The following is a 22,783-nucleotide window of genomic DNA, read 5'->3' on the forward strand; positions in this document are numbered from 1 at the left end:
GGGAAGTGGGCCGAGCCACGGCGGCGGCTGGGGGGCGCCGGGGAACGCGCCCGGCGGCGGCTGGGGGCCGGCGCTGCCGCCGCCCCCGCGGGAGGCGCCCCGGCCGCCGAAGCGGGTCGACGCGGTGCCGGGCACCCCGTTCGGGGTGGTCCACCTCGACGTGCCGCCGGTCACGTCCGGGCTGGCGATCGGCTCGCTGGTCACCGGGATCGCCTCGATCCTGGTGTCGCTGCTGGTGTTCTGTTTCGGCGTCGCCGGCCCGGACTACGGCGGCGCCTGGGCGGCCGGGGCCTTCACCGTGCTCGGCGCGCTCGCCGGCGTCGGGGCGATCGTGGCCTGGCTGTTCGCCCGCCGGCAGATCCGGCGTCCGGCGCCGCCGCCGGCGGTCCGGTTCACCGGCGGCGGCCTGGCCGTGGCCGGGCTCAGTTGCGGCGCGGTGGGGCTGCTGCTGAGCGTGGTCGGGCTCGGGATCGCGCTGGTGGTGCAGATCACGTGAGCCCGGCCGGAGTAGCATCCGGTTCTGGCCGGAATGCCCGGTTCTGTGCGGCCGGGGGGAGGTCGGGCCCGACGGGTCGCGCCCCGGACGAGCCGGTACACTTGACGACGTAGGTGCCCATCGAGGGCGCACCGGCGATCCGGAAGCCGGTCGGCGGGGCTGCGACGCGGTCCTTCCGAGCCGATCCGTTTTGACCGGCGCGGCTGTGATAGGTACTCTTTCCCCTTGCGCCCGGGCTCGCCCGGGCAATGCGTGCGTGCGCTGGAGCCGGTCAGCCGGTGATCGCGCGGTCGCACCACCAAGACCAAAGATCCGGTACGACGCGTCAGCGGCGCCACCGGGCCGTGACTCGGGCGACACGCCCGACCGCGGGTGCTGGGACCCCGTCAGGTGGTCCCGGCTGGAATGTAGGAGAGCCGTCCATCAGGCCGGCTGGAGCAGACAGCGCGGTCGCCTCGAAGCGGCCGAAGGGAGCGGAGAAACCCGGTGCCCACCATTCAGCAGCTGGTCCGGAAGGGCCGACAGGCCAAGACGACCAAGACCAAGACCCCGGCGCTCAAGGGGTCTCCCCAGCGGCGCGGCGTGTGCACCCGCGTGTACACCACCACCCCGAAGAAGCCGAACTCGGCGCTGCGCAAGGTCGCTCGTGTCAAGCTCAGCAGCCAGATCGAGGTGACCGCCTACATCCCGGGCGTCGGCCACAACCTGCAGGAGCACTCGATCGTGCTCGTGCGTGGCGGCCGTGTGAAGGACCTCCCCGGCGTGCGGTACAAGATCGTTCGCGGCTCGCTGGACACCCAGGGTGTCCGCAACCGCAAGCAGGCTCGCAGCCGTTACGGCGCGAAGAAGGAGAAGAGCTGACATGCCGCGTAAGGGACCCGCTCCGCGGAATCCGCTGGTCGCTGACCCGGTGTACAACTCGCCGCTGGTCACCCAGCTGGTGAACAAGATCCTGCTGCGCGGCAAGCGCCAGCTCGCCGAGCGCATCGTGTACGCCGCCCTGGAGGGCTGCCGCGAGAAGTCCGGCACCGACCCCGTCGTCACGCTCAAGCGGGCGATGGACAACGTGAAGCCGACGCTCGAGGTGCGCAGCCGCCGGGTCGGTGGCGCCACCTACCAGGTTCCGGTCGAGGTTCGCCCGGCCCGCGCGACCACCCTCGGTCTGCGCTGGCTGGTGACCTACTCCCGGGCCCGGCGGGAGAAGACCATGGTCGAGCGGCTGATGAACGAGCTGCTGGACGCGAGCAACGGCCTCGGTGCCGCCGTCAAGCGGCGCGAGGACACGCACAAGATGGCCGAGTCCAACAAGGCCTTCGCGCACTACCGCTGGTAACACCTGAGGTTCCGGCGCCCACCAGGCGCCGGAACCAACCACCAGTTGTGTCGAGACGACGATAAGTAGGGATTGAAGTGGCCGCCGCAGACGCGCTCGCCAACGTACGCAACATCGGCATCATGGCGCACATCGATGCCGGTAAGACCACGACCACCGAGCGAATCCTCTTCTACACCGGCATCACGTACAAGATCGGCGAGGTCCACGAGGGCGCCGCCGTCATGGACTGGATGGAGCAGGAGCAGGAGCGCGGTATCACCATCACCTCCGCCGCCACGAAGTGCGAGTGGAAGGGCCACACGATCCAGATCATCGACACGCCCGGCCACGTCGACTTCACGGTCGAGGTGGAGCGGTCGCTGCGTGTTCTGGACGGTGCGGTCGCGGTGTACGACGGCGTGGCCGGTGTGGAGCCCCAGACGGAGAACGTCTGGCGCCAGGCGGACAAGTACAACGTCCCCCGGATGTGCTTCGTCAACAAGCTCGACCGGACCGGCGCCGACTTCTTCCGCTGCGTGCAGATGATGATCGACCGGCTCAACGCCACCCCGCTGGTGCTCCAGATCCCGATCGGCCTCGAGGGCGACCACATCGGCGTCGTCGACCTGATCGGCATGCGCGCCCTCACCTGGCGCGGGGAGACCCAGAAGGGTGAGGACTACGCGATCGAGGAGATCCCGGCCGAGCTGGCCGACTCCGCGGCGGAGTGGCGCGAGAAGCTGATGGAGACCCTGGCCGACGTCGACGACGCGGTGATGGAGAAGTACCTGGAGGGCGAGGAGATCTCCACCGAGGAGATCAAGGCCGCCATCCGTCGTGCCACCATCGCGGGCAAGGCGAACCCGGTGCTCTGCGGTTCGGCGTTCAAGAACAAGGGCGTGCAGCCCATGCTCGACGCCGTCATCGACTTCCTGCCGTCGCCGCTGGACGTTCCGGCGATCGAGGGTACGGCCACCGACGGCGAGACGCCGATGCTGCGGAAGCCGTCCCCCTCGGAGCCGTTCTCCGGCCTGGCGTTCAAGATCCAGACCGACAAGCACCTCGGCAAGCTCACCTACGTCCGGGTCTACTCCGGCGTGGTCGAGACCGGTACCCAGGTGGTCAACTCCACCAAGGACCGCAAGGAGCGCATCGGCAAGATCTACCAGATGCACGCCAACAAGCGGGAAGAGCGTGGCTCGGCCAAGGCCGGCGACATCATCGCGGTGCAGGGTCTGAAGCAGACCACCACCGGCGACACGCTCTGCGACTCGGCGAACCCGGTCATCCTGGAGTCGATGACCTTCCCGGAGCCGGTCATCGAGGTCGCGATCGAGCCGAAGACCAAGGCCGACCAGGAGAAGCTCAGCACCGCCATCCAGCGGCTCGCCGAGGAGGACCCGACGTTCCGGGTCAAGCTCGACGACCAGACCGGTCAGACGGTCATCTCCGGCATGGGCGAGCTGCACCTGGACATCCTGGTCGACCGGATGCGCCGCGAGTTCAACGTCGAGGCGAACATCGGTAAGCCGCAGGTGGCGTACCGCGAGACGATCCGCCGCACGGTGGACAAGATCGAGTACACCCACAAGAAGCAGACCGGTGGTTCCGGCCAGTACGCCCGCGTCATCGTGAGCGTCGAGCCGCTGCCCATGGGCAACGACTCGCCGACCTACGAGTTCGCGAACGCCGTCACCGGTGGCCGCATCCCCCGGGAGTTCATCCCGTCGGTGGACGCGGGCGCCCAGGACGCCATGCAGTACGGCATTCTCGCCGGCTTCCCGCTGGTGGGTGTCAAGCTGACGCTGCTGGACGGCCAGTACCACGAGGTCGACTCGTCCGAGATGGCGTTCAAGATCGCCGGTTCGATGGTGATGAAGGAGGCGGCCCGCAAGGCCGACCCCGCACTGCTCGAGCCGATGATGGCTGTTGAGGTCACCACTCCTGAGGAGAACATGGGTGACGTCATCGGCGACCTCAACTCCCGGCGGGGCATCATCCAGGCGATGGAGGAGCGCAGCGGCGCTCGCGTCGTCCGGGCCCTGGTGCCGCTGTCGGAGATGTTCGGCTACGTCGGCGACCTGCGGTCGAAGACCCAGGGCCGGGCTAGCTACAGCATGCAGTTCGACTCCTACGCCGAAGTGCCGCAGAGCGTGGCGAAGGAGATCATCGCCAAGGCGACGGGTGAGTGACACTCACCCCGAGCTGACCCGGTGATCCGGGGCTGGTCGCGGGAGGGCTCTCCCGCCCGCGACCACCTCGGTCGGGTTGTGTGAATCCGGGCCTGTAGGCTTCATCGCCGCAGAACCCACCAAGGCTCTCCGGCCGTCAGGCCGGAAAGGCTGTCGACAGAGTCCTACGCGCCGACCGGCGCACCGGGGCGAACGAACCAAGAAAGTCCACAGGAGGACACCAGTGGCGAAGGCGAAGTTCGAGCGGACTAAGCCGCACGTCAACATCGGCACCATTGGTCACATCGACCACGGTAAGACGACGCTGACGGCGGCCATCACGAAGGTCCTGCACGACCAGTACCCGGACCTGAACCCGTACACGCCGTTCGACGAGATCGACAAGGCGCCGGAGGAGAAGGCCCGCGGCATCACGATCTCGATCGCGCACGTCGAGTACCAGACCGAGGCGCGTCACTACGCGCACGTCGACTGCCCCGGTCACGCCGACTACATCAAGAACATGATCACCGGTGCCGCGCAGATGGACGGCGCGATCCTGGTGGTGGCGGCGACCGACGGCCCGATGCCGCAGACCCGCGAGCACGTGCTGCTGGCCCGTCAGGTCGGTGTGCCGTACATCGTCGTGGCGCTCAACAAGAGCGACATGGTCGACGACGAGGAGCTCCTGGAGCTCGTCGAGCTCGAGGTCCGCGAGCTGCTGTCGGCGCAGGAGTACCCGGGTGACGACCTGCCGGTCGTCCAGGTCTCCGCGCTGAAGGCGCTCGAGGGCGACCCGGTCTGGACCGAGAAGCTGCTCGAGCTGATGAACGCGGTCGACACCGCGATCCCGCAGCCGGAGCGCGAGACCGAGAAGCCGTTCCTCATGCCCGTCGAGGACGTGTTCACGATCACCGGTCGCGGTACGGTCGTCACCGGCCGTGTCGAGCGTGGCGTGCTGCTCCCGAACGAGGACGTCGAGGTTGTCGGCATCCGCGAGAAGGGCTTCAAGACCAAGGTCACCGCGATCGAGATGTTCCGGAAGACCCTGGACGACGCCCGCGCAGGTGAGAACGTCGGCCTGCTGCTGCGTGGTACCAAGCGCGAGGACGTCGAGCGCGGCATGGTGGTCATCAAGCCGGGCACCAACACCCCGCACACGGAGTTCGAGGCGACGGTCTACATCCTCTCCAAGGAGGAGGGCGGCCGGCACACCCCGTTCTTCCAGAACTACCGCCCGCAGTTCTACTTCCGGACCACGGACGTCACCGGCGTCGTCACGCTGCCCGAGGGCACCGAGATGGTCATGCCGGGCGACAACACCACCATGTCGGTGAAGCTGATCCAGCCCATCGCCATGGAGGACAACCTCAAGTTCGCGATTCGCGAGGGTGGTCGTACGGTCGGCGCGGGTCGCGTCACCAAGATCGTCAAGTGAGCTGGGTAACCCCGATTAGCGTCGCCGCCGGTCGTGCGGCATACTAGTCAGGTTGCGTAACGGCAGTAGGTCGACCGCGTCCGGTTGAGGCTGGACCTCCGGAAGGCAGACTGTCATCGCGTGGGGTGGTTGATCGCCATCAGCGGTCAACCACCCTCGCGCGGCGTCCAGGTCGTGTTATCCGCGATCGGCGCCATGACCCACCGCGAGGTCAGAGAATCGCTCCGGAGCCCCGGGGCGGAGCCTGGTCCACGGGCGCGACACGCCCGACCGCGGGGGTCGGCGAAGCGGGGCTGCACCAGCCGGTACAGGCACCCGCAAGACAGCGGCATCGAGAGAAGGAACAGAAGCCACCATGGCGGGACAGAAGATCCGCATCCGGCTCAAGGCCTATGACCACGAGGTCGTCGACTCGTCGGCTCGGAAGATCGTCGAGACGGTGACGCGTACCGGGGCGCAGGTCGCTGGCCCGGTGCCGCTGCCCACGGAGATCAACCGTTTCTGCGTCATCCGCTCGCCGCACAAGTACAAGGACTCGCGCGAGCACTTCGAGATGCGCACGCACAAGCGTCTGATCGACATCATCGACCCGACCCCGAAGACGGTCGACTCGCTCATGCGCCTCGACCTGCCGGCTGGCGTCGACATCGAGATCAAGCTGTAGGGATCGATCAAATGGACAGGCAAGTCAAGGGGATCCTGGGCGCCAAGCTCGGCATGACCCAGGTCTGGGACAACAACAAGGTCGTCCCCGTGACCGTGGTCGAGGCCGGCCCGTGCGTCGTGAGCCAGGTTCGTAGCGCCGACAAGGACGGCTACTCCGCCGTTCAGCTCGCCTACGGAGCCATCGACCCGCGCAAGGTCAAGAAGCCGGTCGCCGGGCACTACGCCAAGGCGGACGTGGCGCCGCGCCGGCACATCGTCGAGCTGCGCACCGCCGACGCCGCGGACTACACGCCGGGCCAGGAGGTCACGGTCGGCGAGTTCCCCGCCGGCGCCGTGATCGACGTGACCGGCAAGACCAAGGGCAAGGGCTACGCCGGCCCGATGAAGCGGCACGGCTTCCACGGTCTGCGCGCCAGCCACGGTGTCGAGCGCAAGCACCGCTCGCCCGGCTCCATCGGCGCCTGCGCGACCCCGGGTCGCGTCTTCAAGGGCACCCGGATGGCGGGCCGGATGGGTGGCGTGCGCTACACCGTCCAGAACCTGACCGTCCAGGCGGTCGACACCGAGAACAACCTCCTGCTCGTCCGCGGTGCCATCCCCGGCCCGAAGGGCGCGCTGGTCCTGGTCCGCACGGCGGCCAAGGCGAAGGTGAAGAAGGGCGGTGTGGCCAAGTGACCACCGTTGACGTCCTCAACGTCGAAGGCGGCAAGAGCGGCTCCGTCGAGCTGCCGGCCGACATCTTCGACGTGCAGGCGAACATCGCGCTGATGCACCAGGTCGTGGTGGCTCAGCTCGCGGCGGCCCGCCAGGGCACGCACAAGACCAAGAGCCGCGGCGAGGTCTCCGGCGGTGGCCGGAAGCCCTACAAGCAGAAGGGCACCGGTCGTGCCCGCCAGGGCTCGACCCGCGCGCCGCAGTTCGCCGGCGGTGGCGTGGTCCACGGCCCGGTGCCGCGTGACTACAGCCAGCGGACCCCGAAGAAGATGAAGGCCGCCGCCCTGCGTGGCGCCCTCTCCGACCGGGCCCGCGCCGGCCAGGTGCACGTCGTCGAGGCGTTCGTCTCGGGCGAGCAGCCGTCCACCAAGGCGGCGCTGGCCACGCTGACCAAGCTGACCAGCGCCCGTCGGGTCCTGGTCGTGCTGAGCAGCACCGACGAGCTGAACTGGGTGTCGCTGCGGAACCTGCGCAACACGCGGGACAGCCGGGTGCACCTGATCGAGGCCGGCCAGCTCAACACCTACGACGTGCTGGTGGCCGACGACGTGGTCTTCACCAAGGAGGCCCTGGACGAGTTCCTGGGCGTGCCAGCCGAGACCACCGAGGAGGGTGGCAAGTGAGCACGATCGCCGATCCGCGCGACATCATCGTCGCGCCGGTCGTCTCGGAGAAGAGCTACAGCGAGCTGAACCGGAACTGGTACACCTTCCTGGTGCACCCGGACGCGAACAAGACCGAGATCAAGATCGCTATCCAGCAGATCTTCAACGTCCGCGTCCTGACGGTCAACACGCTCAACCGCGAGGGCAAGCGCAAGCGGACCCGCACCGGGTTCGGCAAGCGCAAGGACACCAAGCGCGCGATGGTGAAGCTGGCTGACGGTGACCGTATCGAGGCCTTCGGCGGCCCGGTCAGCTGAGGGGTGTAGACAATGGCTATCCGTAAGTACAAGCCGACGACGCCGGGCCGACGCGGTTCCAGCGTCGCCGACTTCGCCGAGATCACCCGGTCCACGCCGGAGAAGTCGCTGCTGGCTCCGCTGCCGAAGAAGGGCGGACGCAACGCCCACGGCCGGATCACCGCGCGGCACCACGGTGGCGGTCACAAGCGGCAGTACCGTCTGATCGACTTCAAGCGGGTCGACAAGGACGGCGTGCCGGCGAAGGTCGCCCACATCGAGTACGACCCGAACCGCACCGCGCGCATCGCGCTGCTGCACTACGCCGACGGCGAGAAGCGCTACATCCTCGCGCCGAAGGACCTGAAGCAGGGCGACCGCGTCGAGTCCGGCCCGGGCGCCGACATCAAGCCGGGCAACAACCTGCCGCTGCGCAACATCCCGGTCGGTACGACGGTCCACAACGTGGAGCTGCGTCCGGGCGGCGGCGCCAAGCTGGCCCGTTCGGCCGGCGTCGGCATCCAGCTGCTCGGCCGTGAGGGCGCGTACGCGACCCTGCGTATGCCGTCCGGCGAGATCCGGCGGGTCGACGTGCGCTGCCGCGCCAGCGTCGGCGAGATCGGCAACGCCGACCAGTCGAACATCAACTGGGGCAAGGCCGGCCGTATGCGCTGGAAGGGCAAGCGCCCCACCGTCCGTGGTGTCGCGATGAACCCGGTCGACCACCCGCACGGTGGTGGTGAGGGTAAGACCTCCGGTGGTCGCCACCCGGTCAACCCGCAGGGTAAGCCCGAGGGCCGCACCCGTCGTAAGGGCCAGCCGAGCGACCGGCTGATCGTCCGCCGCCGCTACGCCACGCGTAAGCGCGGCTGAGGGAGATAAGACATGCCTCGCAGCCTGAAGAAGGGCCCGTTCGTCGACGACCACCTGCTCAAGAAGGTGGAGACGCAGAACGACAAGGGCTCGAAGAACGTGATCAAGACCTGGTCGCGGCGCTCGACGATCATCCCGGAGATGCTGGGTCACACGATCGCCGTGCACGACGGACGCAAGCACGTCCCGGTCTTCGTGACCGAGGCCATGGTCGGGCACAAGCTCGGCGAGTTCGCGCTGACCCGCACGTTCAAGGGTCACGAGAAGGACGACCGGAAGAGCCGCCGGCGCTGACGCCGCGGGCATACGGATAGAGGAACAAGGGGTTACAGCGATGCCAGGAAAGGGCGACGCTCCGGTGCTTCCGGGCGCGCGGGCGGTTGCGCGGCACGTGCGCATCTCGCCGATGAAGGCGCGCCGGGTGGTCAACCTCGTCCGCGGCCTGCCCGCGAAGGAGGCGCTCACGGTGCTGCAGTTCGCGCCGCAGGCTGCGAGCGAGCAGGTGTACAAGGTGCTCGCGAGCGCGATCGCCAACGCGGAGAACAACGAGCGGCTGGACCCCGATGCGCTGCTCGTCAGCGAGGCGTTCGTCGACGAGGGCCCGACGATGAAGCGGTTCCGGCCGCGGGCGCAGGGTCGTGCCTACCGGATCCGCAAGCGGACCTGCCACATCACCGTGGCGGTCGAGGCGGTGGCTCCGGCCGCGCCGAAGAAGTCGGCCAAGAAGGCCGCTCCGGCCAAGCAGGCCGAGCCGGCGCAGGGGCAGAGCACGACGGAGGGTGCCGAGTAATGGGTCAGAAGGTTCACCCCACTGGGTTCCGGCTCGGCATCTCGACCGACTGGAAGTCCCGCTGGTTCGCGGACAAGCTCTACAAGGACTACATCGGCGAGGACGTCAAGATCCGCCGCATGATGTCCAAGGGCCTCGAGCGCGCCGGCATCTCCAAGGTCGACATCGAGCGCACCCGGGACCGGGTCCGCGTGGACATCCACACCGCCCGGCCGGGCATCGTCATCGGCCGTAAGGGTGCGGAGGCCGACCGGATCCGTGGTGAGCTGGAGAAGCTCACCGGCAAGCAGGTCCAGCTGAACATCATCGAGGTGAAGAGCCCGGAGGCGGACGCGCAGCTCGTCGCCCAGGGCGTCGCCGAGCAGCTGTCCAGCCGGGTCAGCTTCCGTCGGGCCATGCGCAAGTCGATGCAGTCCGCGATGAAGAACCCCGCCTGCAAGGGCATCCGGGTTCAGGTCTCGGGCCGTCTCGGCGGCGCCGAGATGAGCCGGACCGAGTTCTACCGCGAGGGCCGGGTTCCGCTGCACACGCTGCGGGCCAACATCGAGTACGGCTTCTTCGAGGCCCGTACCACCTTCGGCCGGATCGGCGTGAAGGTGTGGATCTACAAGGGCGACGCCGTCCCGGGCCGCGAGGCCCCGGCCGAGGCCGCCCCGTCGCGCGGCCCGCGCCGCGACCGTGGCGACCGGCCGGAGCGGCCGCGTCGTGGCCGGTCGGGCTCGTCGGGTACGACCGCCGGCGGTACCGAGGCCGGCCGGGCTGCCGCGACCACCATCGCGCAGCAGGCGGAGACGCCGGCCGGGGACCCGGTCGACAGCAGCGCTGTCGCCGCGGCCGCCTCGGCTCCGGCCGCCAACCAGCCGGCAGAACAGCAGCAGGAGGGCTGACAGATGCTGATGCCGCGCAAGCCTCCGAAGGGCTTCCGCAAGCCGCACCACCCGGACCGCCACGGCGCGTCCAAGGGTGGTAACCGGGTGGTGTTCGGCGAGTTCGGGATCCAGGCTCTCGAGCCGGCGTACGTGACCAACCGCCAGATCGAGTCGGCGCGTATCGCGATGACCCGTCACATCAAGCGTGGCGGCAAGGTCTGGATCACGATCTTCCCGGACCAGGCCCTCACCAAGAAGCCGGCCGAGACCCGGATGGGTTCCGGTAAGGGTTCGCCGGAGTGGTGGGTCGCCAACGTGAAGCCGGGGCGGGTCCTCTTCGAGATGTCCTTCCCCAACGAGCAGATCGCGCGAGAGGCGATGCGTCGCGCGATCCACAAGCTCCCGATGAAGTGCCGCATTGTTACGCGCGAAGTGGGTGAATCCTGATGGCAGCGGGCGTCAAGGCCTCCGAGCTGCGTGAGCTCTCCGAGGAGGAGCTGGTCACGAAGCTGCGTGAGGCGAAGGCGGAGCTGTTCAACCTCCGCGTGCAGGGCGCGACCGGGCAGCTGGACAACAACCGGCGGTTGCAGGTCATCCGTCGGGAGATCGCCCGGATCTACACGATCATGCGTGAGCGTGAGTTGGGTCTCTCGACCGCGCCGACTGAGGTGACTGCATCATGAGTGACGAGAACGCCACCGCCGCCGTGCGGGCCCGCCGTAAGGTCCGTGAGGGCCTCGTGGTGAGCGACAAGATGGACAAGACCGTCGTGGTCGAGGTCGAGGACCGGGTCAAGCACGCGCTGTACGGCAAGATCATGCGTCGTACCCGCAAGCTGAAGGTCCACGACGAGCAGAACTCCGCCGGGATCGGCGACCGCGTCTCGATCATGGAGACCCGGCCGCTCTCCGCCACCAAGCGGTGGCGGCTCGTGGAGATCCTCGAGAAGGCCAAGTAGCGAAGGCTCGAGCTCGGCCGGGATCGGTCGGGCGCAGGTTCCGCCAGGCTCCGGCCGCCCCCGGCGGCCGGAGAACCGGCAGACATAGGAGATAGACGTGATTCAGCAGGAGTCGCGACTGCGCGTCGCCGACAACACGGGTGCCCGGGAGATCCTGTGCATCCGGGTTCTCGGTGGCTCCGGTCGGCGCTACGCGAGCATCGGCGACGTCATCGTGGCCACGGTCAAGGACGCGATCCCCGGTGCCGGTGTGAAGAAGGGCGACGTCGTCAAGGCCGTCGTCGTTCGGACCGCCAAGGAGAGGCGGCGGCCGGACGGGTCGTACATCCGCTTCGACGAGAACGCCGCCGTCATCATCAAGGACGGTGGGGACCCGCGCGGTACCCGCATCTTCGGCCCGGTGGGCCGCGAGCTGCGGGACAAGCGGTTCATGAAGATCATCTCTCTCGCGCCGGAGGTGTTGTGACCGTGAAGGTCAAGAAGGGCGACACGGTCGTCGTCATCGCCGGCAAGGACAAGGGTGCCAAGGGCAAGGTCATCGCGGCCTACCCGCGGCAGGACAAGGTCCTGGTCGAGGGCGTGAACCGGGTCAAGAAGCACACTCGCATCAGCACCACCCAGCGTGGCGCCAAGACCGGTGGCATCGTCACCCAGGAGGCCCCGATCCACGTCTCGAACGTGATGGTCATGGACTCCGACGGCAAGCCGACCCGCGTCGGCTACCGGATCGACGACAACGGCCAGAAGGTCCGCATCGCGCGTAGCACCGGTAAGGACCTGTGATGACCACGGCTACCGAAACGAAGACCCTGCCGCGTCTCAAGGAGCGGTACCGCAACGAGGTCGTGGCGAAGCTGCAGGAGCAGTACGCCTACGGCAACCCCATGCAGGTGCCCGGCATGGTCAAGATCGTCGTCAACATGGGTGTCGGCGAGGCCGCTCGGGACGCCAAGCTGATCGACGGCGCCGTCCGTGACCTGGCCACCATCACCGGCCAGAAGCCGCTGGTCCGGCGGGCCACCAAGTCCATCGCGCAGTTCAAGCTCCGCGAGGGCATGCCGATCGGCGCGAAGGTCACCCTGCGCGGCGACCGGATGTGGGAGTTCCTGGACCGGCTGCTGTCCATCGCGCTGCCGCGTATCCGTGACTTCCGCGGTCTGGACGGGCGCAAGCTCGACGGGCACGGCAACTACACGTTCGGTCTGACCGAGCAGTCGGTGTTCCACGAGATCGACCAGGACAAGATCGATCGCCAGCGGGGCATGGACATCACGGTGGTCACGACCGCCACGACCGACGACGAGGGCCGGGCGCTGCTCAAGCTCCTGGGCTTCCCGTTCAAGGAGAACTGAGATGGCCAAGAAGGCGCTGATCCTCAAGGCGGCCGCGAAGCCGAAGTTCTCGGTTCGCGCGTACACCCGCTGCCAGCGGTGCGGGCGTCCGAAGGCGGTCTACCGCAAGTTCGGTCTCTGCCGGGTGTGCATCCGGGAGATGGCCCACCGCGGTGAGCTGCCCGGCGTGTCCAAGGCTTCCTGGTAATAGCCCGGCGCGCTCCGGCGCGTCAGCTGAACTGTCTCTTCGCCGTAGGCCCCGGGCCTGGCCCGGGGAACCCCGGCGAGAAAGGTTGACGAGTTTTCATGACGATGACCGACCCGATCGCAGACATGCTCACGCGTCTGCGTAACGCCAACCAGGCGTACCACGACCGGGTGACGATGCCCTACTCGAAGATCAAGGCGAACATCGCCGAGGTCCTCAAGGCCGAGGGTTACATCGCCGCCTGGTCGGTCGAGGACCCCGAGGAGGGTGCCGTCGGCAAGCGACTGGTCGTCGAGCTGAAGTACGGCCAGAGCCGCGAGCGGAGCCTGGCCGGCATCAAGCGCGTGTCCAAGCCCGGTCTCCGGGTGTACGCCAAGTCGGACGGGCTCCCCCGGGTGCTCGGCGGGCTGGGCGTGGCGATCATTTCGACGTCCCAGGGGCTGCTCACCGACCGGCAGGCCCGCAAGCGGAGCGTTGGCGGGGAAGTCCTCGCCTTCGTCTGGTAACGGGAGACAGGTAGAAATGTCGCGTATTGGACGTAAGTCGATCCCGGTGCCTTCCGGCGTCGACATCACGATCGACGGCCAGACCGTCAAGGTCAAGGGCCCCAAGGGCGAGCTGAGCCACGTGCTGGCCGAGCCGATCACGGCGGAGCGCAGCGAGAACGGTGAGCTGCAGGTCAACCGGCCCAACGACGAGCGCAAGGCCAAGGAACTGCACGGCCTGAGCCGTACCCTGGTGGCGAACATGATCGTCGGGGTCACCGAGGGCTACCGCAAGAGCCTGGAGATCGCCGGCACCGGTTACCGCGTGACCGCCAAGGGCAAGGACCTCGAGTTCGCGCTCGGGTTCTCGCACCCGGTGGTCGTGCCGGCGCCGGACGGCATCACCTTCACGGTCGAGCGGCCGACCCTGTTCCACGTGGCCGGCATCGACAAGCAGCAGGTCGGCGAGGTCGCCGCCAACATCCGGAAGATCCGTCCGCCGGAGCCCTACAAGGGCAAGGGCGTGAAGTACCAGGGCGAGGTCATCCGCCGTAAGGCTGGAAAGGCAGGTAAGAAGTGAGCGCCACGCTGCTCAAGCGCCGCCGCGGCGTTGCCGCCAAGCGTGCCGTCGGGCGTGCGCGTCGGCACTTCCGGGTCCGCAAGAACGTCAGCGGCACCGGCGAGCGTCCCCGCCTCGTCGTCACCCGTTCCCTGCGGCACATGGTCGCCCAGGTCGTCGACGACACCAAGGGTCACACCCTGGCGTCGGCCTCGACCATGGACGCCTCGCTGCGCGGCGCCGAGGGCGACAAGAGCGCCCTGGCCGGCAAGGTCGGCGCCCTGCTCGCCGAGCGTGCCAAGGCCGCCGGCGTCTCGAAGGTCGTCTTCGACCGCGGTGGCAACCGGTACGCGGGGCGGGTCGCCGCGCTTGCCGACGCCGCCCGCGAAGCCGGGCTCGAGTTCTAGAAACCCCGTCACGAGAGAGAAGGAAGGCTGCTGATGCCAGGTCAACAGCGCCGTGGCGGCGGGTCCGGTGGCAACGAGGGTGGTCGCCGCGACAACCGCCGTGAGGGCGGCCGCGGAAACGCGCCCGTCGAGAAGACCCCGCACCTCGAGCGGGTCGTCGCGATCAACCGCGTCGCCAAGGTCGTGAAGGGTGGTCGTCGCTTCAGCTTCACCGCCCTCGTGATCGTGGGCGACGGCGACGGCACCGTCGGCGTGGGCTACGGAAAGGCCAAGGAGGTGCCCGCGGCGATCGCCAAGGGTGTCGAGGAGGCCAAGAAGCACTTCTTCAAGGTGCCGCGGATCGGTCAGTCGATCCCGCACCCGGTCACGGGCGAGGACGCCGCCGGCGTCGTGCTGCTCAAGCCGGCCTCGGCCGGTACGGGTGTCATCGCCGGTGGTCCGGTGCGTGCCGTGCTGGAGTGCGCGGGCATCCACGACGTGCTCTCCAAGAGCCTCGGCTCGTCCAACCCGATCAACATCGTGCACGCCACCGTGGCGGCCCTGAAGGGGCTCGAGTCCCCCGAGCAGGTCGCGGCGCGTCGTGGCCTGCCGGTGGAGGACGTCGCGCCGGCCGCCATGCTGGCGTCGCGTGCGGGGGTGGCGTCCTGATGGCACGTCTGAAGGTCACCCAGGTGCGGTCCGGTATCGGGCGCAAGCAGAACCAGCGTGACTCGCTGCGTTCGCTCGGGCTCAAGCGGATCAACGACGTGGTGGTCAAGGAAGACCGGCCGGAGATCCGCGGCATGATCTTCACGGTCAACCACCTCGTGAAGGTCGAGGAGGTCGAGTAATGACGATCAAGGTGCACCACCTGCGCCCGGCGCCCGGAGCCAAGACCGACAAGACCCGTGTGGGTCGCGGTGAGGGCTCGAAGGGCAAGACCGCCGGTCGCGGTACCAAGGGTTCGAAGGCCCGGAAGAACATCTCGCCGGCGTTCGAGGGTGGGCAGATGCCCATCCACATGCGCCTGCCGAAGATGAAGGGCTTCAAGAACAAGTTCAAGGTCGTGTTCCAGGTCGTGAACCTGGACCGGCTGGCGGAGCTCTTCCCGAACGGCGGCCAGGTCGGCCCGGTCGAGCTGGTCGAGTCCGGCGCGGTCCGCAAGGGCCACCCGGTCAAGGTGCTCGGCACCGGCGACCTCGGCGGTGTCTCCCTCCAGGTGTCGGCGCACGCGTTCAGCGCGTCGGCCAAGGAGAAGATCACCGCGGCCGGCGGCTCGGTCACCGAGCTGTAAGGCATCTTCGTGGCGCCCGCTCAGTTGTTCGCAACTGGGCGGGCGTCATGGTCTACCGGCCACGTGTGCGCCGGGTAACATCGGATTCGTTTTATGTAGCCGGGCGCATCTGCCCGGACCGGGATCGGGCTGTTAGAGTCCGTTGCCAGCCATGGATACCGGGCACTGGGCCCGGCATCCACCCCGCCCCGCCAGGGATCGTCACCGGCGGCCCGCGTCGCGCAGGAGGAAGAAGTTGCTGTCCGCCTTTCTCAGTGCGTTCCGTACGCCTGACCTGCGCAAGAAGCTGCTGTTCACAGTAGGCATCATCGCGGTCTACCGGCTGGGCGCCACGCTGCCCAGCCCGGGCGTCTCGTACGGCAACGTGCAGAAGTGCCTCGACACCATCCAGGGCAGCACCGGCGTGCTCAACCTGCTGGATCTCTTCTCCGGCGGCGCGCTGCTCCAGCTCTCGGTCTTCGCGCTGGGCATCATGCCCTACATCACCGCGTCGATCATCCTGCAGCTGCTCACGGTGGTGATCCCGCGCCTGGAGCAGCTCCGCAAGGAGGGCCAGGCCGGTCAGGCGAAGATCACCCAGTACACCCGCTACCTCACGCTGGGCCTGGGCGTCCTCCAGTCCTCGGCGTTCGTGGCGCTGGCCCGCTCCGGGCAGCTCTTCAACAACCAGTGCGACCAGTTCCCGATCGTGCCCAAGGGCACCGGCATCCCGGACTGGCTGACGCTCACCATCCTGGTGCTGACCATGACCGCCGGCACCGGCGTGGTGATGTGGCTCGGCGAGCTGATCACCGACCGGGGCGTCGGCAACGGCATGTCCGTGCTGATCTTCACCTCGATCGCCGCCCGGCTCCCCAGCGAGGGCTGGAAGATCAAGACCACCAAGGGCTGGGGGATGTTCCTCCTCGTCATCGCCCTGGTGCTGCTGGTCATCACCGCGGTCACCTTCATCGAGCAGGCGCAGCGCCGGATCCCGGTCCAGTACGCGAAGCGCATGATCGGCCGGCGGATGTACGGCGGCACGTCCACCTACATCCCGCTGAAGGTGAACCAGGCCGGCGTCATCCCGGTCATCTTCGCCTCGTCGCTGCTCTACCTGCCGACGCTCGCGCTGCAGTTCTTCGATCAGAACGACCCGGGCAAGACCCAGGCGTGGATCCAGAACCACATCGTCAAGGCGAGCGCGCCGGAGCACATCGCGATCTACTTCCTGCTGATCATCTTCTTCACGTACTTCTACGTGTCGATCACGTTCAACCCGACCGAGGTCGCGGACAACATGAAGAAGTACGGCGGCTTCGTGCCGGGCATCCGCCCCGGCAAGCCGACCGCCGAGTACCTCGACTTCATCCTCAGCCGGATCACCCTGCCGGGCGCGCTCTACCTGGGCATCGTCGCGATCCTGCCGAACTTCTTCTTCATCTGGCTGGACAACCAGCAGTTCCAGAACTTCCCGTTCGGCGGCACCGCTGTGCTCATCATGGTCGGCGTCGGTCTGGAGACCGTGAAGCAGATCGAGAGCCAACTCATGCAGCGGAACTACGAAGGGTTCCTGCGGTAGATGCGACTCGTTCTGGTTGGCCCGCCGGGCGCGGGCAAGGGCACACAGGCGGAGTTCATCGCCGCCCACCTCTCGGTGCCGAAGATCTCCACCGGTGACATCTTCCGGGCCAACGTCACCCAGGGCACGCCCCTGGGGGTCGAGGCCAAGCGATACATGGACGCCGGCAAGCTGGTCCCGGACGACGTCACGATCAACATGGTCCGGGACCGGCTCGCCGAGCCGGACGCCGGCGAGGGCTTCCTCCTCGACGGCTTCCCGCGGACCACGCCGCAGGCCGCCGAGCTGGACAAGCTTCTCGCCGACCTGGGCAGCGCGCTGGACCTGGTGCTGGAGCTGGTCGTCGACGACGACGAGGTGATCCGGCGGCTCTCCGGCCGGCGCACCTGTCGCGGCTGCGGCAAGATCTGGCACGTCGAGTTCGACGCCACCACCCGGGAGGGCATCTGCGACCGCTGCGGCGCGGAGCTGTTCCAGCGGGACGACGACAAGCCGGAGACCATCGCCGCCCGGCTCCGGGAATACTCGGAGAAGACCGCGCCGCTGGTCGACTACTACGGCGCGCAGGGCAAGCTGGTGGGCATCGACGCGACCGGGCCGGTGGAGGACGTCACCGTCCGCGCCATCGACGCGTTGCGCTCCTACGGCGGCTGACGCGCCGCCGCCAGCCGGCGGATAGAGTGAGAACAGCGGGGTACGCGCGACGTGCCCCGCTGTTCCGTGTAACGAAAGGTGACGCCGTCATGCGCCGTCCCCAGCTGGACATCCAGCTGAAGACCCCCGAGCAGATCGAGCTGATGCGGGCCGCCGGTCTGGTGGTGGCCCGTGCCCTCGCCCGGATGCGCGAGGCGGTCGCGCCCGGCGTGACGACGGCCGACCTGGACGCGATCGCCGAGGCCACCATCCGGGAGGCCGGCGCCGTCCCGTCGTTCAAGGGCTACCACGGTTTCCCGGCGTCGATCTGCTCCTCGGTCAACGAGCAGGTGGTGCACGCCATCCCGTCGCCGAAGCAGGTGCTGCGCGAGGGCGACCTCATCTCGATCGACTGCGGCGCGGTGCTGGACGGCTGGCACGGCGACGCGGCTGTCACCGTGGCGGTGGGGGAGGTCGCCCCGGCGCTCCTGCGGATGGCCGAGGTCGCCGAGGACGCGATGTGGGCCGGCATCGCCGCCGCCGCCCGGGGCGCCGCCTCCGGCAGGGGCCGGCTCACCGACATCTCGCACGCGGTGGAGACCGCGGTCCGCAAGGGCGGCCGGTACGGCATCGTGGACGGCTACGGCGGCCACGGCATCGGCACCGAGATGCACCAGGACCCGCACGTGCTCAACCACGGCCGCCCCGGCAAGGGCCCGCGCCTGGTGCCCGGCCTGGCGCTCGCCATCGAGCCGATGATCACGGCCGGCTCCCCGCGTACCGTCGAATTGTCCGACGGCTGGACGGTGGTGACGCGGGACCGCTCGATGGCGGTGCACGTCGAGCACTCGATGGCGCTGCTGGACGACGGCGTGTGGGTGCTGACCGCGTTCGACGGCGGGCGGGCGCGCCTCGGCGACCTGGTGACCGCCCGCCAGCCCGTGGACTCCCCGACGCGCTGACCGGCCCCGGTCGACCTCGGCGCGCTGATCGACCGGCGCGTCGGCGTGTGACGGCTAGGTTCTCGGTCGGGCGGATCCCGGCATCACTACTTCTCGCGTCATACCTCTCGGTCATATTTATGACCGAGAGGTATGACGCTCAAAAGCGTGATCGTCCGTCACTGGCGTCACCATGCGTGACCACCGTCGGCCGTACCGGCTCGGTCGCGGCAGGACCGGGTTCCCGTGCGGTGGCGGATCGGTGGCATCCTTGCCGTCATGGACGGGCAGCGGGAGATGCGGGCGGCCGACCGCGACCGGGAGGCCATCGCGGAGCGGCTCCGGGTGGCGCTGGAGGAAGGGCGGCTCGGCCTGCACGAGTACGACGAGCGGCTGGCTCGCACGTACGGCGCCCGCACCTACGGTGAGCTGGACGAGGTGGTGGCCGACCTGCCCGGCCCGGCGCCCGCCGAGCGGTCGGCCGTGGTGCCGGCCGCCCCGCTCCGCCGCCCGCCCCGCCCGCGTCGGCCACCAGCGGCCCGCCGGCCGGGCCGGAGGCGACCGCCCCGGCGGGGGCGGTGGCCGAGCCGGATGCCCGCTCGCGGCTGCTCGGGCTCTGGACGCCGTGGCTGCGGGTGGCCGCGCTGCTGGTGCCGATCTGGCTGATCAGCGTGATCACCACCGGCCACGCCGCCGGCGTCTGGCCGCTCTGGGTGCTGGGGCCGTGGGGCGGCCTGGTGCTGATGCAGTCGGTGGGGCTGATCGGGGTGGATCACGGCCGGAAGCGCCGCGACCGCCGCCGTTGATCTGTGCCGCTGGTCACAGCGGGGACCGAAATCGGGCGTCCGGGCCGGCCGGTTTGGCGGCGGTGCGCGGGCGGGCGTAGACTTTCAGATCGGCGCACAGCGTCCACTCCGCCATGCCCACCCTGCGCTTCGGTGGGAGTCGGAGCCGCGGCTGGCGCGGGCTTCCTGATCTTGGTCTGGTGGCCCGTGTAAGACGTTGTGGGCCGTCCGGAGCAACCGACGTCAGGACAGCGGAGTACATGCCGAAAAAAGACGGAGCCATCGAGATCGAGGGTCGGGTCATCGAGCCCCTGCCGAACGCCATGTTCCGGGTGGAGCTCGCGAACGGCCACAAGGTGCTGGCTCACATCAGCGGCAAGATGCGGCAGCACTACATCCGCATCCTGCCGGAGGACCGGGTCGTCGTCGAACTCTCGCCGTACGACCTGACCCGCGGGCGCATCGTCTACCGCTACAAGTAAGCCTGACGACGGCCGGGACGTCCCCGTGTCCGTCTTCGACGTCCGGGTCGCGCTCGCGCGCTCCGGGCCAGATGGGAAGTAAGGCAACCGTGAAGGTCAAGCCGAGCGTCAAGAGGATCTGCAACAAGTGCCGGGTTATCCGCCGGCACGGCCGGGTCATGGTCATCTGCAGCGACCCGCGCCACAAGCAGCGCCAGGGCTGACGCCCCACATCACCAAGTTCGTCCCAGCCGCGGACGGTGCGCTCAGCGCGTACCCCTCGTGGTTGACCCCCGGTCGGAGGCCGGGGCCCGCTCGGGCAGCGGGGTGGGACGGGTCCACACCTCCGCCACAATCATGAGGAGTACGCCCGCACATGGCACGTCTAGTCGGCGTGGATCTCCCCCGCGAGAAGCGGATGGAGATCGCGCTCACCTACATCTTCGGGGTCGGTCGCACCCGCGCCCTGGAGACGCTCGCCGCGACCGGCATCTCGCCGGACAAGCGCGTTCGGGACCTCACGGACGAGGAGCTCGTCGAGCTCCGGAACCACATCGAGGGCAACTACAAGGTTGAAGGCGACCTGCGCCGCGAGGTCGCCGCTGACATCCGCCGCAAGGTCGAGATCGGCTGCTACGCCGGCATCCGGCACCGTCGCGGTCTGCCCGTGCGTGGCCAGCGCACCAAGACCAACGCGCGGACCCGGAAGGGCCCGAAGCGGACCGTGGCCGGCAAGAAGAAGCCCGGCAAGAAGTAATAGGAGCGCAGAAGACTTATGCCACCGAAGGCTCGTGCCGGAGCCGCCGTCAAGAAGGTCCGGCGCAAGGAACGCAAGAACGTCGCCCACGGGCAGGCGCACATCAAGAGCACCTTCAACAACACCATCGTGTCCATCACGGACCCGACCGGTGCGGTCATCTCCTGGGCCTCCTCCGGCCAGGTGGGCTTCAAGGGCTCCCGCAAGTCGACCCCGTTCGCCGCGCAGCTGGCCGCCGAGGCCGCCGCGCGTCGGGCCATGGAGCACGGCATGCGCAAGGTCGACGTGTTCGTCAAGGGCCCCGGCTCCGGCCGGGAGACCGCCATCCGTTCGCTGCAGGCCGCGGGCCTCGAGGTCGGGCAGATCTCCGACGTCACGCCGCAGCCGCACAACGGGTGCCGTCCGCCGAAGCGTCGTCGGGTCTGAGAGGTTAGAGAGAGATGGCTCGTTACACCGGTGCTGACTGCCGCCGTTGCCGGCGGGAGAAGATGAAGCTGTTCCTCAAGGGCAGCAAGTGCGATGGCCCGAAGTGCCCGTTCGAGTCCCGGCCGTTCCCGCCCGGACAGCACGGCCGCGGCCGCACCAAGGAGACGGAGTACCTGCTCCAGCTCCGTGAGAAGCAGAAGGCCCGCCGCGTCTACGGCGTGCTCGAGAAGCAGTTCCGCGGCTACTACGAAGAGGCCGTGGGCAAGAAGGCCAAGACGGGCGAGGTTCTGCTGCAGATCCTCGAGTCGCGGCTGGACAACGTGGTCTACCGGGCCGGCTACGCCAAGTCCCGGGACATGGCCCGCCAGCTGGTCAAGCACGGTCACTTCACGGTGAACGGCAAGAAGGTCGACATCCCGTCGTACCGCGTCAAGGAGCACGACATCGTCGAGGTCCGGGGCAAGAGCAAGGAGCTCACCCCGTTCATCGTCGCGCAGGCCGAGGCCGGCTCCAAGACCGTTCCGGCGTGGCTCGAGGCCATCCCCAGCCAGATGAAGGTCCTCGTGCACTCGCTCCCGGCCCGCCAGGTGATCGACACCCAGGTCCAGGAGCAGCTGATCGTCGAGCTCTACTCCAAGTAAGGGCTCGTTGCGGTGGCCCGCCCTCCGGGGCGGGCCACCGGAACAGTTGTGTCGTGGGCGTCAAATAGCGGGCGCCCCGGAAGAGAAGAGAAAAGATGCTCATCAGCCAGCGACCGTCTCTCTCCGAAGAGTCGATCAACGAGACCCGGTCCCGGTTCACCATCGAGCCGCTGGAGCCCGGCTTCGGCTACACGCTCGGCAACTCGCTGCGGCGTACCCTGCTGTCCTCCATCCCCGGTGCGGCGGTCACCTCGATCAAGATCGACGGTGTCCTGCACGAGTTCACCACGATCCCCGGGGTCAAGGAGGACGTGGTCGAGCTCGTCATGAACATCAAGGAGCTGTGCGTCAGCTCCGAGCACGACGAGCCGGTCAGCATGTACCTGCGCAAGCAGGGCCCGGGCGACGTGACCGCCGGTGACATCCAGCCCCCGGCCGGTGTCTCGGTGCACAACCCGGACCTGAAGCTCGCCACCCTCAACGGCAAGGGTCGGCTCGACATGGAGCTGACCGTCGAGCGGGGCCGGGGCTACGTCACGGCGGCGCAGAACAAGCAGGCGGGCGCCGAGATCGGCCGGATCCCGGTCGACTCGATCTACTCGCCGGTGCTCAAGGTGACGTACCGCGTCGAGGCGACCCGTGTCGAGCAGCGGACCGACTTCGACCGGCTGATCATCGACGTCGAGACCAAGCCGTCGATGGGCCCGCGCACCGCGCTGGCCTCCGCCGGCTCGACGCTGGTGGAGCTGTTCGGGCTCGCCCGTGAGCTGGACGAGACCGCCGAGGGCATCGACATCGGGCCGTCCCCGCAGGACGCCCAGCTCGCGGCCGACCTGGCTCTGCCGATCGAGGAGCTGGACCTCACCGTCCGCTCCTACAACTGCCTCAAGCGCGAGGGCATCAACTCCGTTGGTGAGCTGATCGGGCGTACCGAGGCCGACCTTCTCGACATCCGCAACTTCGGTCAGAAGTCGATCGACGAGGTCAAGATGAAGCTCGCCGGGATGGGCCTGGGGCTGAAGGACTCGGCTCCGAACTTCGACCCGGCGCACGTCGTGGACGCCTTCGGCGAGGCCGACTACGACACCGACGACTACCGCGAGACCGAGCAGCTCTAGTCCGCG

At 68.6% G+C, this 22,783-nt stretch carries 37 protein-coding genes; all 37 read left to right on the forward strand.

Going from position 1 to position 22,783, the window contains the following annotated elements; genetic code table 11:
• The first annotated feature begins 124 nt into the window (after positions 1-124).
• The 37 genes from H1D33_RS27980 (at position 125) to H1D33_RS28160 (ending at position 22,777) form a co-directional block, all read left to right on the forward strand.
• Positions 125-496 carry a YidH family protein gene (locus tag H1D33_RS27980; protein WP_181572556.1) on the forward strand — a complete coding sequence of 124 codons (372 nt, stop codon included), beginning with the start codon at positions 125-127 and terminating at the stop codon, positions 494-496.
• A gap of 486 nt (positions 497-982) precedes the next feature.
• Entirely contained in the window at positions 983-1,357 is a 375-nt protein-coding gene (rpsL, locus tag H1D33_RS27985; RefSeq protein WP_007465318.1) for a 30S ribosomal protein S12, read from the forward strand.
• A 1-nt stretch (position 1,358) separates the two neighbouring features.
• Positions 1,359-1,829: a 30S ribosomal protein S7 gene (rpsG, locus tag H1D33_RS27990; protein ID WP_181570343.1), complete on the forward strand. Its 471-nt coding sequence runs from the start codon at positions 1,359-1,361 to the stop codon at positions 1,827-1,829.
• A gap of 77 nt (positions 1,830-1,906) precedes the next feature.
• Positions 1,907-4,003 (forward strand): elongation factor G, encoded by a 2,097-nt coding sequence (gene fusA / locus H1D33_RS27995; protein WP_181570342.1) that lies wholly within the window; start codon positions 1,907-1,909, stop codon positions 4,001-4,003.
• Between the two features lie 223 nt (positions 4,004-4,226).
• Positions 4,227-5,420, forward strand: a complete 1,194-nt coding sequence (gene tuf / locus H1D33_RS28000; RefSeq protein ID WP_181570341.1) for an elongation factor Tu — start codon at positions 4,227-4,229, stop codon at positions 5,418-5,420.
• 355 nt (positions 5,421-5,775) lie between these two features.
• Entirely contained in the window at positions 5,776-6,084 is a 309-nt protein-coding gene (gene rpsJ, locus H1D33_RS28005) for a 30S ribosomal protein S10 (protein WP_007073037.1), read from the forward strand.
• A gap of 11 nt (positions 6,085-6,095) precedes the next feature.
• On the forward strand, positions 6,096-6,761 hold the full coding sequence (gene rplC / locus H1D33_RS28010; protein ID WP_181570340.1) for a 50S ribosomal protein L3: 666 nt from the start codon (positions 6,096-6,098) through the stop codon (positions 6,759-6,761).
• Entirely contained in the window at positions 6,758-7,423 is a 666-nt protein-coding gene (rplD, locus tag H1D33_RS28015) for a 50S ribosomal protein L4 (RefSeq protein WP_181570339.1), read from the forward strand. The genes rplC and rplD overlap by 4 nt, the downstream gene beginning before the upstream one ends.
• Positions 7,420-7,722, forward strand: coding sequence for a 50S ribosomal protein L23 (rplW, locus tag H1D33_RS28020; protein WP_076466668.1), 303 nt, complete (start codon positions 7,420-7,422; stop codon positions 7,720-7,722). The genes rplD and rplW overlap by 4 nt, the downstream gene beginning before the upstream one ends.
• Before the next feature lie 12 nt (positions 7,723-7,734).
• On the forward strand, positions 7,735-8,574 hold the full coding sequence (rplB, locus tag H1D33_RS28025) for a 50S ribosomal protein L2 (protein ID WP_181570338.1): 840 nt from the start codon (positions 7,735-7,737) through the stop codon (positions 8,572-8,574).
• Between the two features lie 12 nt (positions 8,575-8,586).
• Positions 8,587-8,868: a 30S ribosomal protein S19 gene (gene rpsS, locus H1D33_RS28030; protein WP_007073032.1), complete on the forward strand. Its 282-nt coding sequence runs from the start codon at positions 8,587-8,589 to the stop codon at positions 8,866-8,868.
• A 40-nt stretch (positions 8,869-8,908) separates the two neighbouring features.
• Positions 8,909-9,364 carry a 50S ribosomal protein L22 gene (rplV, locus tag H1D33_RS28035; RefSeq protein WP_181570337.1) on the forward strand — a complete coding sequence of 152 codons (456 nt, stop codon included), beginning with the start codon at positions 8,909-8,911 and terminating at the stop codon, positions 9,362-9,364.
• A complete protein-coding gene (rpsC, locus tag H1D33_RS28040) occupies positions 9,364-10,251 on the forward strand; it encodes a 30S ribosomal protein S3 (protein ID WP_181570336.1) in 888 nt (295 codons plus the stop codon). The genes rplV and rpsC overlap by 1 nt, the downstream gene beginning before the upstream one ends.
• 3 nt (positions 10,252-10,254) lie before the next feature.
• Complete coding sequence (rplP, locus tag H1D33_RS28045; RefSeq protein ID WP_073834927.1) at positions 10,255-10,680, forward strand: 50S ribosomal protein L16; 426 nt, start codon at positions 10,255-10,257, stop codon at positions 10,678-10,680.
• Positions 10,680-10,916, forward strand: a complete 237-nt coding sequence (rpmC, locus tag H1D33_RS28050; protein WP_091065796.1) for a 50S ribosomal protein L29 — start codon at positions 10,680-10,682, stop codon at positions 10,914-10,916. Before rplP ends, rpmC begins: the two co-directional genes overlap by 1 nt.
• Positions 10,913-11,191, forward strand: coding sequence for a 30S ribosomal protein S17 (gene rpsQ / locus H1D33_RS28055; protein WP_181570335.1), 279 nt, complete (start codon positions 10,913-10,915; stop codon positions 11,189-11,191). The genes rpmC and rpsQ overlap by 4 nt, the downstream gene beginning before the upstream one ends.
• 97 nt (positions 11,192-11,288) lie before the next feature.
• On the forward strand, positions 11,289-11,657 hold the full coding sequence (gene rplN, locus H1D33_RS28060) for a 50S ribosomal protein L14 (RefSeq protein ID WP_007465279.1): 369 nt from the start codon (positions 11,289-11,291) through the stop codon (positions 11,655-11,657).
• Positions 11,654-11,974 carry a 50S ribosomal protein L24 gene (rplX, locus tag H1D33_RS28065; protein ID WP_181570334.1) on the forward strand — a complete coding sequence of 107 codons (321 nt, stop codon included), beginning with the start codon at positions 11,654-11,656 and terminating at the stop codon, positions 11,972-11,974. Before rplN ends, rplX begins: the two co-directional genes overlap by 4 nt.
• Positions 11,974-12,543, forward strand: coding sequence for a 50S ribosomal protein L5 (rplE, locus tag H1D33_RS28070; RefSeq protein ID WP_181570333.1), 570 nt, complete (start codon positions 11,974-11,976; stop codon positions 12,541-12,543). The genes rplX and rplE overlap by 1 nt, the downstream gene beginning before the upstream one ends.
• Before the next feature lies 1 nt (position 12,544).
• Positions 12,545-12,730 (forward strand): type Z 30S ribosomal protein S14, encoded by a 186-nt coding sequence (locus H1D33_RS28075; protein WP_007073023.1) that lies wholly within the window; start codon positions 12,545-12,547, stop codon positions 12,728-12,730.
• Between the two features lie 98 nt (positions 12,731-12,828).
• Positions 12,829-13,236, forward strand: a complete 408-nt coding sequence (gene rpsH, locus H1D33_RS28080) for a 30S ribosomal protein S8 (protein WP_091065808.1) — start codon at positions 12,829-12,831, stop codon at positions 13,234-13,236.
• 16 nt (positions 13,237-13,252) lie between these two features.
• A complete protein-coding gene (gene rplF, locus H1D33_RS28085; protein ID WP_181570332.1) occupies positions 13,253-13,795 on the forward strand; it encodes a 50S ribosomal protein L6 in 543 nt (180 codons plus the stop codon).
• Complete coding sequence (rplR, locus tag H1D33_RS28090; RefSeq protein ID WP_181570331.1) at positions 13,792-14,181, forward strand: 50S ribosomal protein L18; 390 nt, start codon at positions 13,792-13,794, stop codon at positions 14,179-14,181. Before rplF ends, rplR begins: the two co-directional genes overlap by 4 nt.
• Positions 14,182-14,214: 33 nt before the next feature.
• Positions 14,215-14,829, forward strand: coding sequence for a 30S ribosomal protein S5 (gene rpsE / locus H1D33_RS28095; protein ID WP_013288621.1), 615 nt, complete (start codon positions 14,215-14,217; stop codon positions 14,827-14,829).
• Positions 14,829-15,011, forward strand: a complete 183-nt coding sequence (gene rpmD / locus H1D33_RS28100; protein WP_091065818.1) for a 50S ribosomal protein L30 — start codon at positions 14,829-14,831, stop codon at positions 15,009-15,011. Before rpsE ends, rpmD begins: the two co-directional genes overlap by 1 nt.
• On the forward strand, positions 15,011-15,454 hold the full coding sequence (gene rplO / locus H1D33_RS28105) for a 50S ribosomal protein L15 (RefSeq protein ID WP_181570330.1): 444 nt from the start codon (positions 15,011-15,013) through the stop codon (positions 15,452-15,454). Before rpmD ends, rplO begins: the two co-directional genes overlap by 1 nt.
• A 235-nt stretch (positions 15,455-15,689) precedes the next feature.
• Entirely contained in the window at positions 15,690-17,015 is a 1,326-nt protein-coding gene (gene secY, locus H1D33_RS28110) for a preprotein translocase subunit SecY (RefSeq protein WP_181570329.1), read from the forward strand.
• Positions 17,016-17,669, forward strand: a complete 654-nt coding sequence (locus H1D33_RS28115) for an adenylate kinase (protein ID WP_181570328.1) — start codon at positions 17,016-17,018, stop codon at positions 17,667-17,669.
• 89 nt (positions 17,670-17,758) lie between these two features.
• The gene (gene map / locus H1D33_RS28120; RefSeq protein WP_181570327.1) at positions 17,759-18,610 is read left to right on the forward strand and encodes a type I methionyl aminopeptidase; all 852 of its coding nucleotides are present in this window, start codon (positions 17,759-17,761) and stop codon (positions 18,608-18,610) included.
• A gap of 258 nt (positions 18,611-18,868) precedes the next feature.
• A complete protein-coding gene (locus H1D33_RS30370) occupies positions 18,869-19,255 on the forward strand; it encodes a DUF1707 SHOCT-like domain-containing protein (protein ID WP_414685456.1) in 387 nt (128 codons plus the stop codon).
• Positions 19,225-19,395: a hypothetical protein gene (locus H1D33_RS28130; protein ID WP_307755273.1), complete on the forward strand. Its 171-nt coding sequence runs from the start codon at positions 19,225-19,227 to the stop codon at positions 19,393-19,395. The genes H1D33_RS30370 and H1D33_RS28130 overlap by 31 nt, the downstream gene beginning before the upstream one ends.
• Before the next feature lie 239 nt (positions 19,396-19,634).
• Positions 19,635-19,856, forward strand: coding sequence for a translation initiation factor IF-1 (gene infA, locus H1D33_RS28135; protein WP_007073013.1), 222 nt, complete (start codon positions 19,635-19,637; stop codon positions 19,854-19,856).
• An 89-nt stretch (positions 19,857-19,945) separates the two neighbouring features.
• Positions 19,946-20,059 (forward strand): 50S ribosomal protein L36, encoded by a 114-nt coding sequence (rpmJ, locus tag H1D33_RS28140; protein ID WP_043965539.1) that lies wholly within the window; start codon positions 19,946-19,948, stop codon positions 20,057-20,059.
• A 152-nt stretch (positions 20,060-20,211) separates the two neighbouring features.
• Positions 20,212-20,592 carry a 30S ribosomal protein S13 gene (rpsM, locus tag H1D33_RS28145; RefSeq protein WP_013288614.1) on the forward strand — a complete coding sequence of 127 codons (381 nt, stop codon included), beginning with the start codon at positions 20,212-20,214 and terminating at the stop codon, positions 20,590-20,592.
• A gap of 18 nt (positions 20,593-20,610) precedes the next feature.
• Positions 20,611-21,018 (forward strand): 30S ribosomal protein S11, encoded by a 408-nt coding sequence (gene rpsK / locus H1D33_RS28150; protein WP_014440747.1) that lies wholly within the window; start codon positions 20,611-20,613, stop codon positions 21,016-21,018.
• A gap of 14 nt (positions 21,019-21,032) precedes the next feature.
• Positions 21,033-21,659: a 30S ribosomal protein S4 gene (gene rpsD / locus H1D33_RS28155; RefSeq protein WP_091065834.1), complete on the forward strand. Its 627-nt coding sequence runs from the start codon at positions 21,033-21,035 to the stop codon at positions 21,657-21,659.
• Between the two features lie 95 nt (positions 21,660-21,754).
• Entirely contained in the window at positions 21,755-22,777 is a 1,023-nt protein-coding gene (locus tag H1D33_RS28160) for a DNA-directed RNA polymerase subunit alpha (protein WP_007073009.1), read from the forward strand.
• Positions 22,778-22,783: the final 6 nt, after the last annotated feature.

This window comes from Micromonospora ferruginea (genome assembly GCF_013694245.2).
Taxonomy (GTDB): Bacteria; Actinomycetota; Actinomycetes; order Mycobacteriales; family Micromonosporaceae; genus Micromonospora; species Micromonospora robiginosa.

Excerpts from the sequence above, each read along its gene's own strand:
- rplO (WP_181570330.1), top strand. The coding sequence starts at position 15,011 with ATGACGATCAAGGTGCACCACCTGCGCCCGGCGCCCGGAGCCAAGACC.
- rpsS (WP_007073032.1), top strand. The coding sequence starts at position 8,587 with ATGCCTCGCAGCCTGAAGAAGGGCCCGTTCGTCGACGACCACCTGCTC.
- rplC (WP_181570340.1), top strand. The coding sequence starts at position 6,096 with ATGGACAGGCAAGTCAAGGGGATCCTGGGCGCCAAGCTCGGCATGACC.
- rpsE (WP_013288621.1), top strand. The coding sequence starts at position 14,215 with ATGCCAGGTCAACAGCGCCGTGGCGGCGGGTCCGGTGGCAACGAGGGT.
- rpsC (WP_181570336.1), top strand. The coding sequence starts at position 9,364 with ATGGGTCAGAAGGTTCACCCCACTGGGTTCCGGCTCGGCATCTCGACC.
- rpsQ (WP_181570335.1), top strand. The coding sequence starts at position 10,913 with ATGAGTGACGAGAACGCCACCGCCGCCGTGCGGGCCCGCCGTAAGGTC.
- rplP (WP_073834927.1), top strand. The coding sequence starts at position 10,255 with ATGCTGATGCCGCGCAAGCCTCCGAAGGGCTTCCGCAAGCCGCACCAC.
- rpsJ (WP_007073037.1), top strand. The coding sequence starts at position 5,776 with ATGGCGGGACAGAAGATCCGCATCCGGCTCAAGGCCTATGACCACGAG.
- map (WP_181570327.1), top strand. The coding sequence starts at position 17,759 with ATGCGCCGTCCCCAGCTGGACATCCAGCTGAAGACCCCCGAGCAGATC.
- rplE (WP_181570333.1), top strand. The coding sequence starts at position 11,974 with ATGACCACGGCTACCGAAACGAAGACCCTGCCGCGTCTCAAGGAGCGG.
- H1D33_RS28075 (WP_007073023.1), top strand. The coding sequence starts at position 12,545 with ATGGCCAAGAAGGCGCTGATCCTCAAGGCGGCCGCGAAGCCGAAGTTC.
- rpsD (WP_091065834.1), top strand. The coding sequence starts at position 21,033 with ATGGCTCGTTACACCGGTGCTGACTGCCGCCGTTGCCGGCGGGAGAAG.
- H1D33_RS30370 (WP_414685456.1), top strand. The coding sequence starts at position 18,869 with ATGGACGGGCAGCGGGAGATGCGGGCGGCCGACCGCGACCGGGAGGCC.
- rpsM (WP_013288614.1), top strand. The coding sequence starts at position 20,212 with ATGGCACGTCTAGTCGGCGTGGATCTCCCCCGCGAGAAGCGGATGGAG.
- rpsK (WP_014440747.1), top strand. The coding sequence starts at position 20,611 with ATGCCACCGAAGGCTCGTGCCGGAGCCGCCGTCAAGAAGGTCCGGCGC.
- rplF (WP_181570332.1), top strand. The coding sequence starts at position 13,253 with ATGTCGCGTATTGGACGTAAGTCGATCCCGGTGCCTTCCGGCGTCGAC.
- rpsH (WP_091065808.1), top strand. The coding sequence starts at position 12,829 with ATGACGATGACCGACCCGATCGCAGACATGCTCACGCGTCTGCGTAAC.
- rpsG (WP_181570343.1), top strand. The coding sequence starts at position 1,359 with ATGCCGCGTAAGGGACCCGCTCCGCGGAATCCGCTGGTCGCTGACCCG.
- rplV (WP_181570337.1), top strand. The coding sequence starts at position 8,909 with ATGCCAGGAAAGGGCGACGCTCCGGTGCTTCCGGGCGCGCGGGCGGTT.
- H1D33_RS28160 (WP_007073009.1), top strand. The coding sequence starts at position 21,755 with ATGCTCATCAGCCAGCGACCGTCTCTCTCCGAAGAGTCGATCAACGAG.
- H1D33_RS28115 (WP_181570328.1), top strand. The coding sequence starts at position 17,016 with ATGCGACTCGTTCTGGTTGGCCCGCCGGGCGCGGGCAAGGGCACACAG.
- rpmD (WP_091065818.1), top strand. The coding sequence starts at position 14,829 with ATGGCACGTCTGAAGGTCACCCAGGTGCGGTCCGGTATCGGGCGCAAG.
- rpmC (WP_091065796.1), top strand. The coding sequence starts at position 10,680 with ATGGCAGCGGGCGTCAAGGCCTCCGAGCTGCGTGAGCTCTCCGAGGAG.
- infA (WP_007073013.1), top strand. The coding sequence starts at position 19,635 with ATGCCGAAAAAAGACGGAGCCATCGAGATCGAGGGTCGGGTCATCGAG.
- rplB (WP_181570338.1), top strand. The coding sequence starts at position 7,735 with ATGGCTATCCGTAAGTACAAGCCGACGACGCCGGGCCGACGCGGTTCC.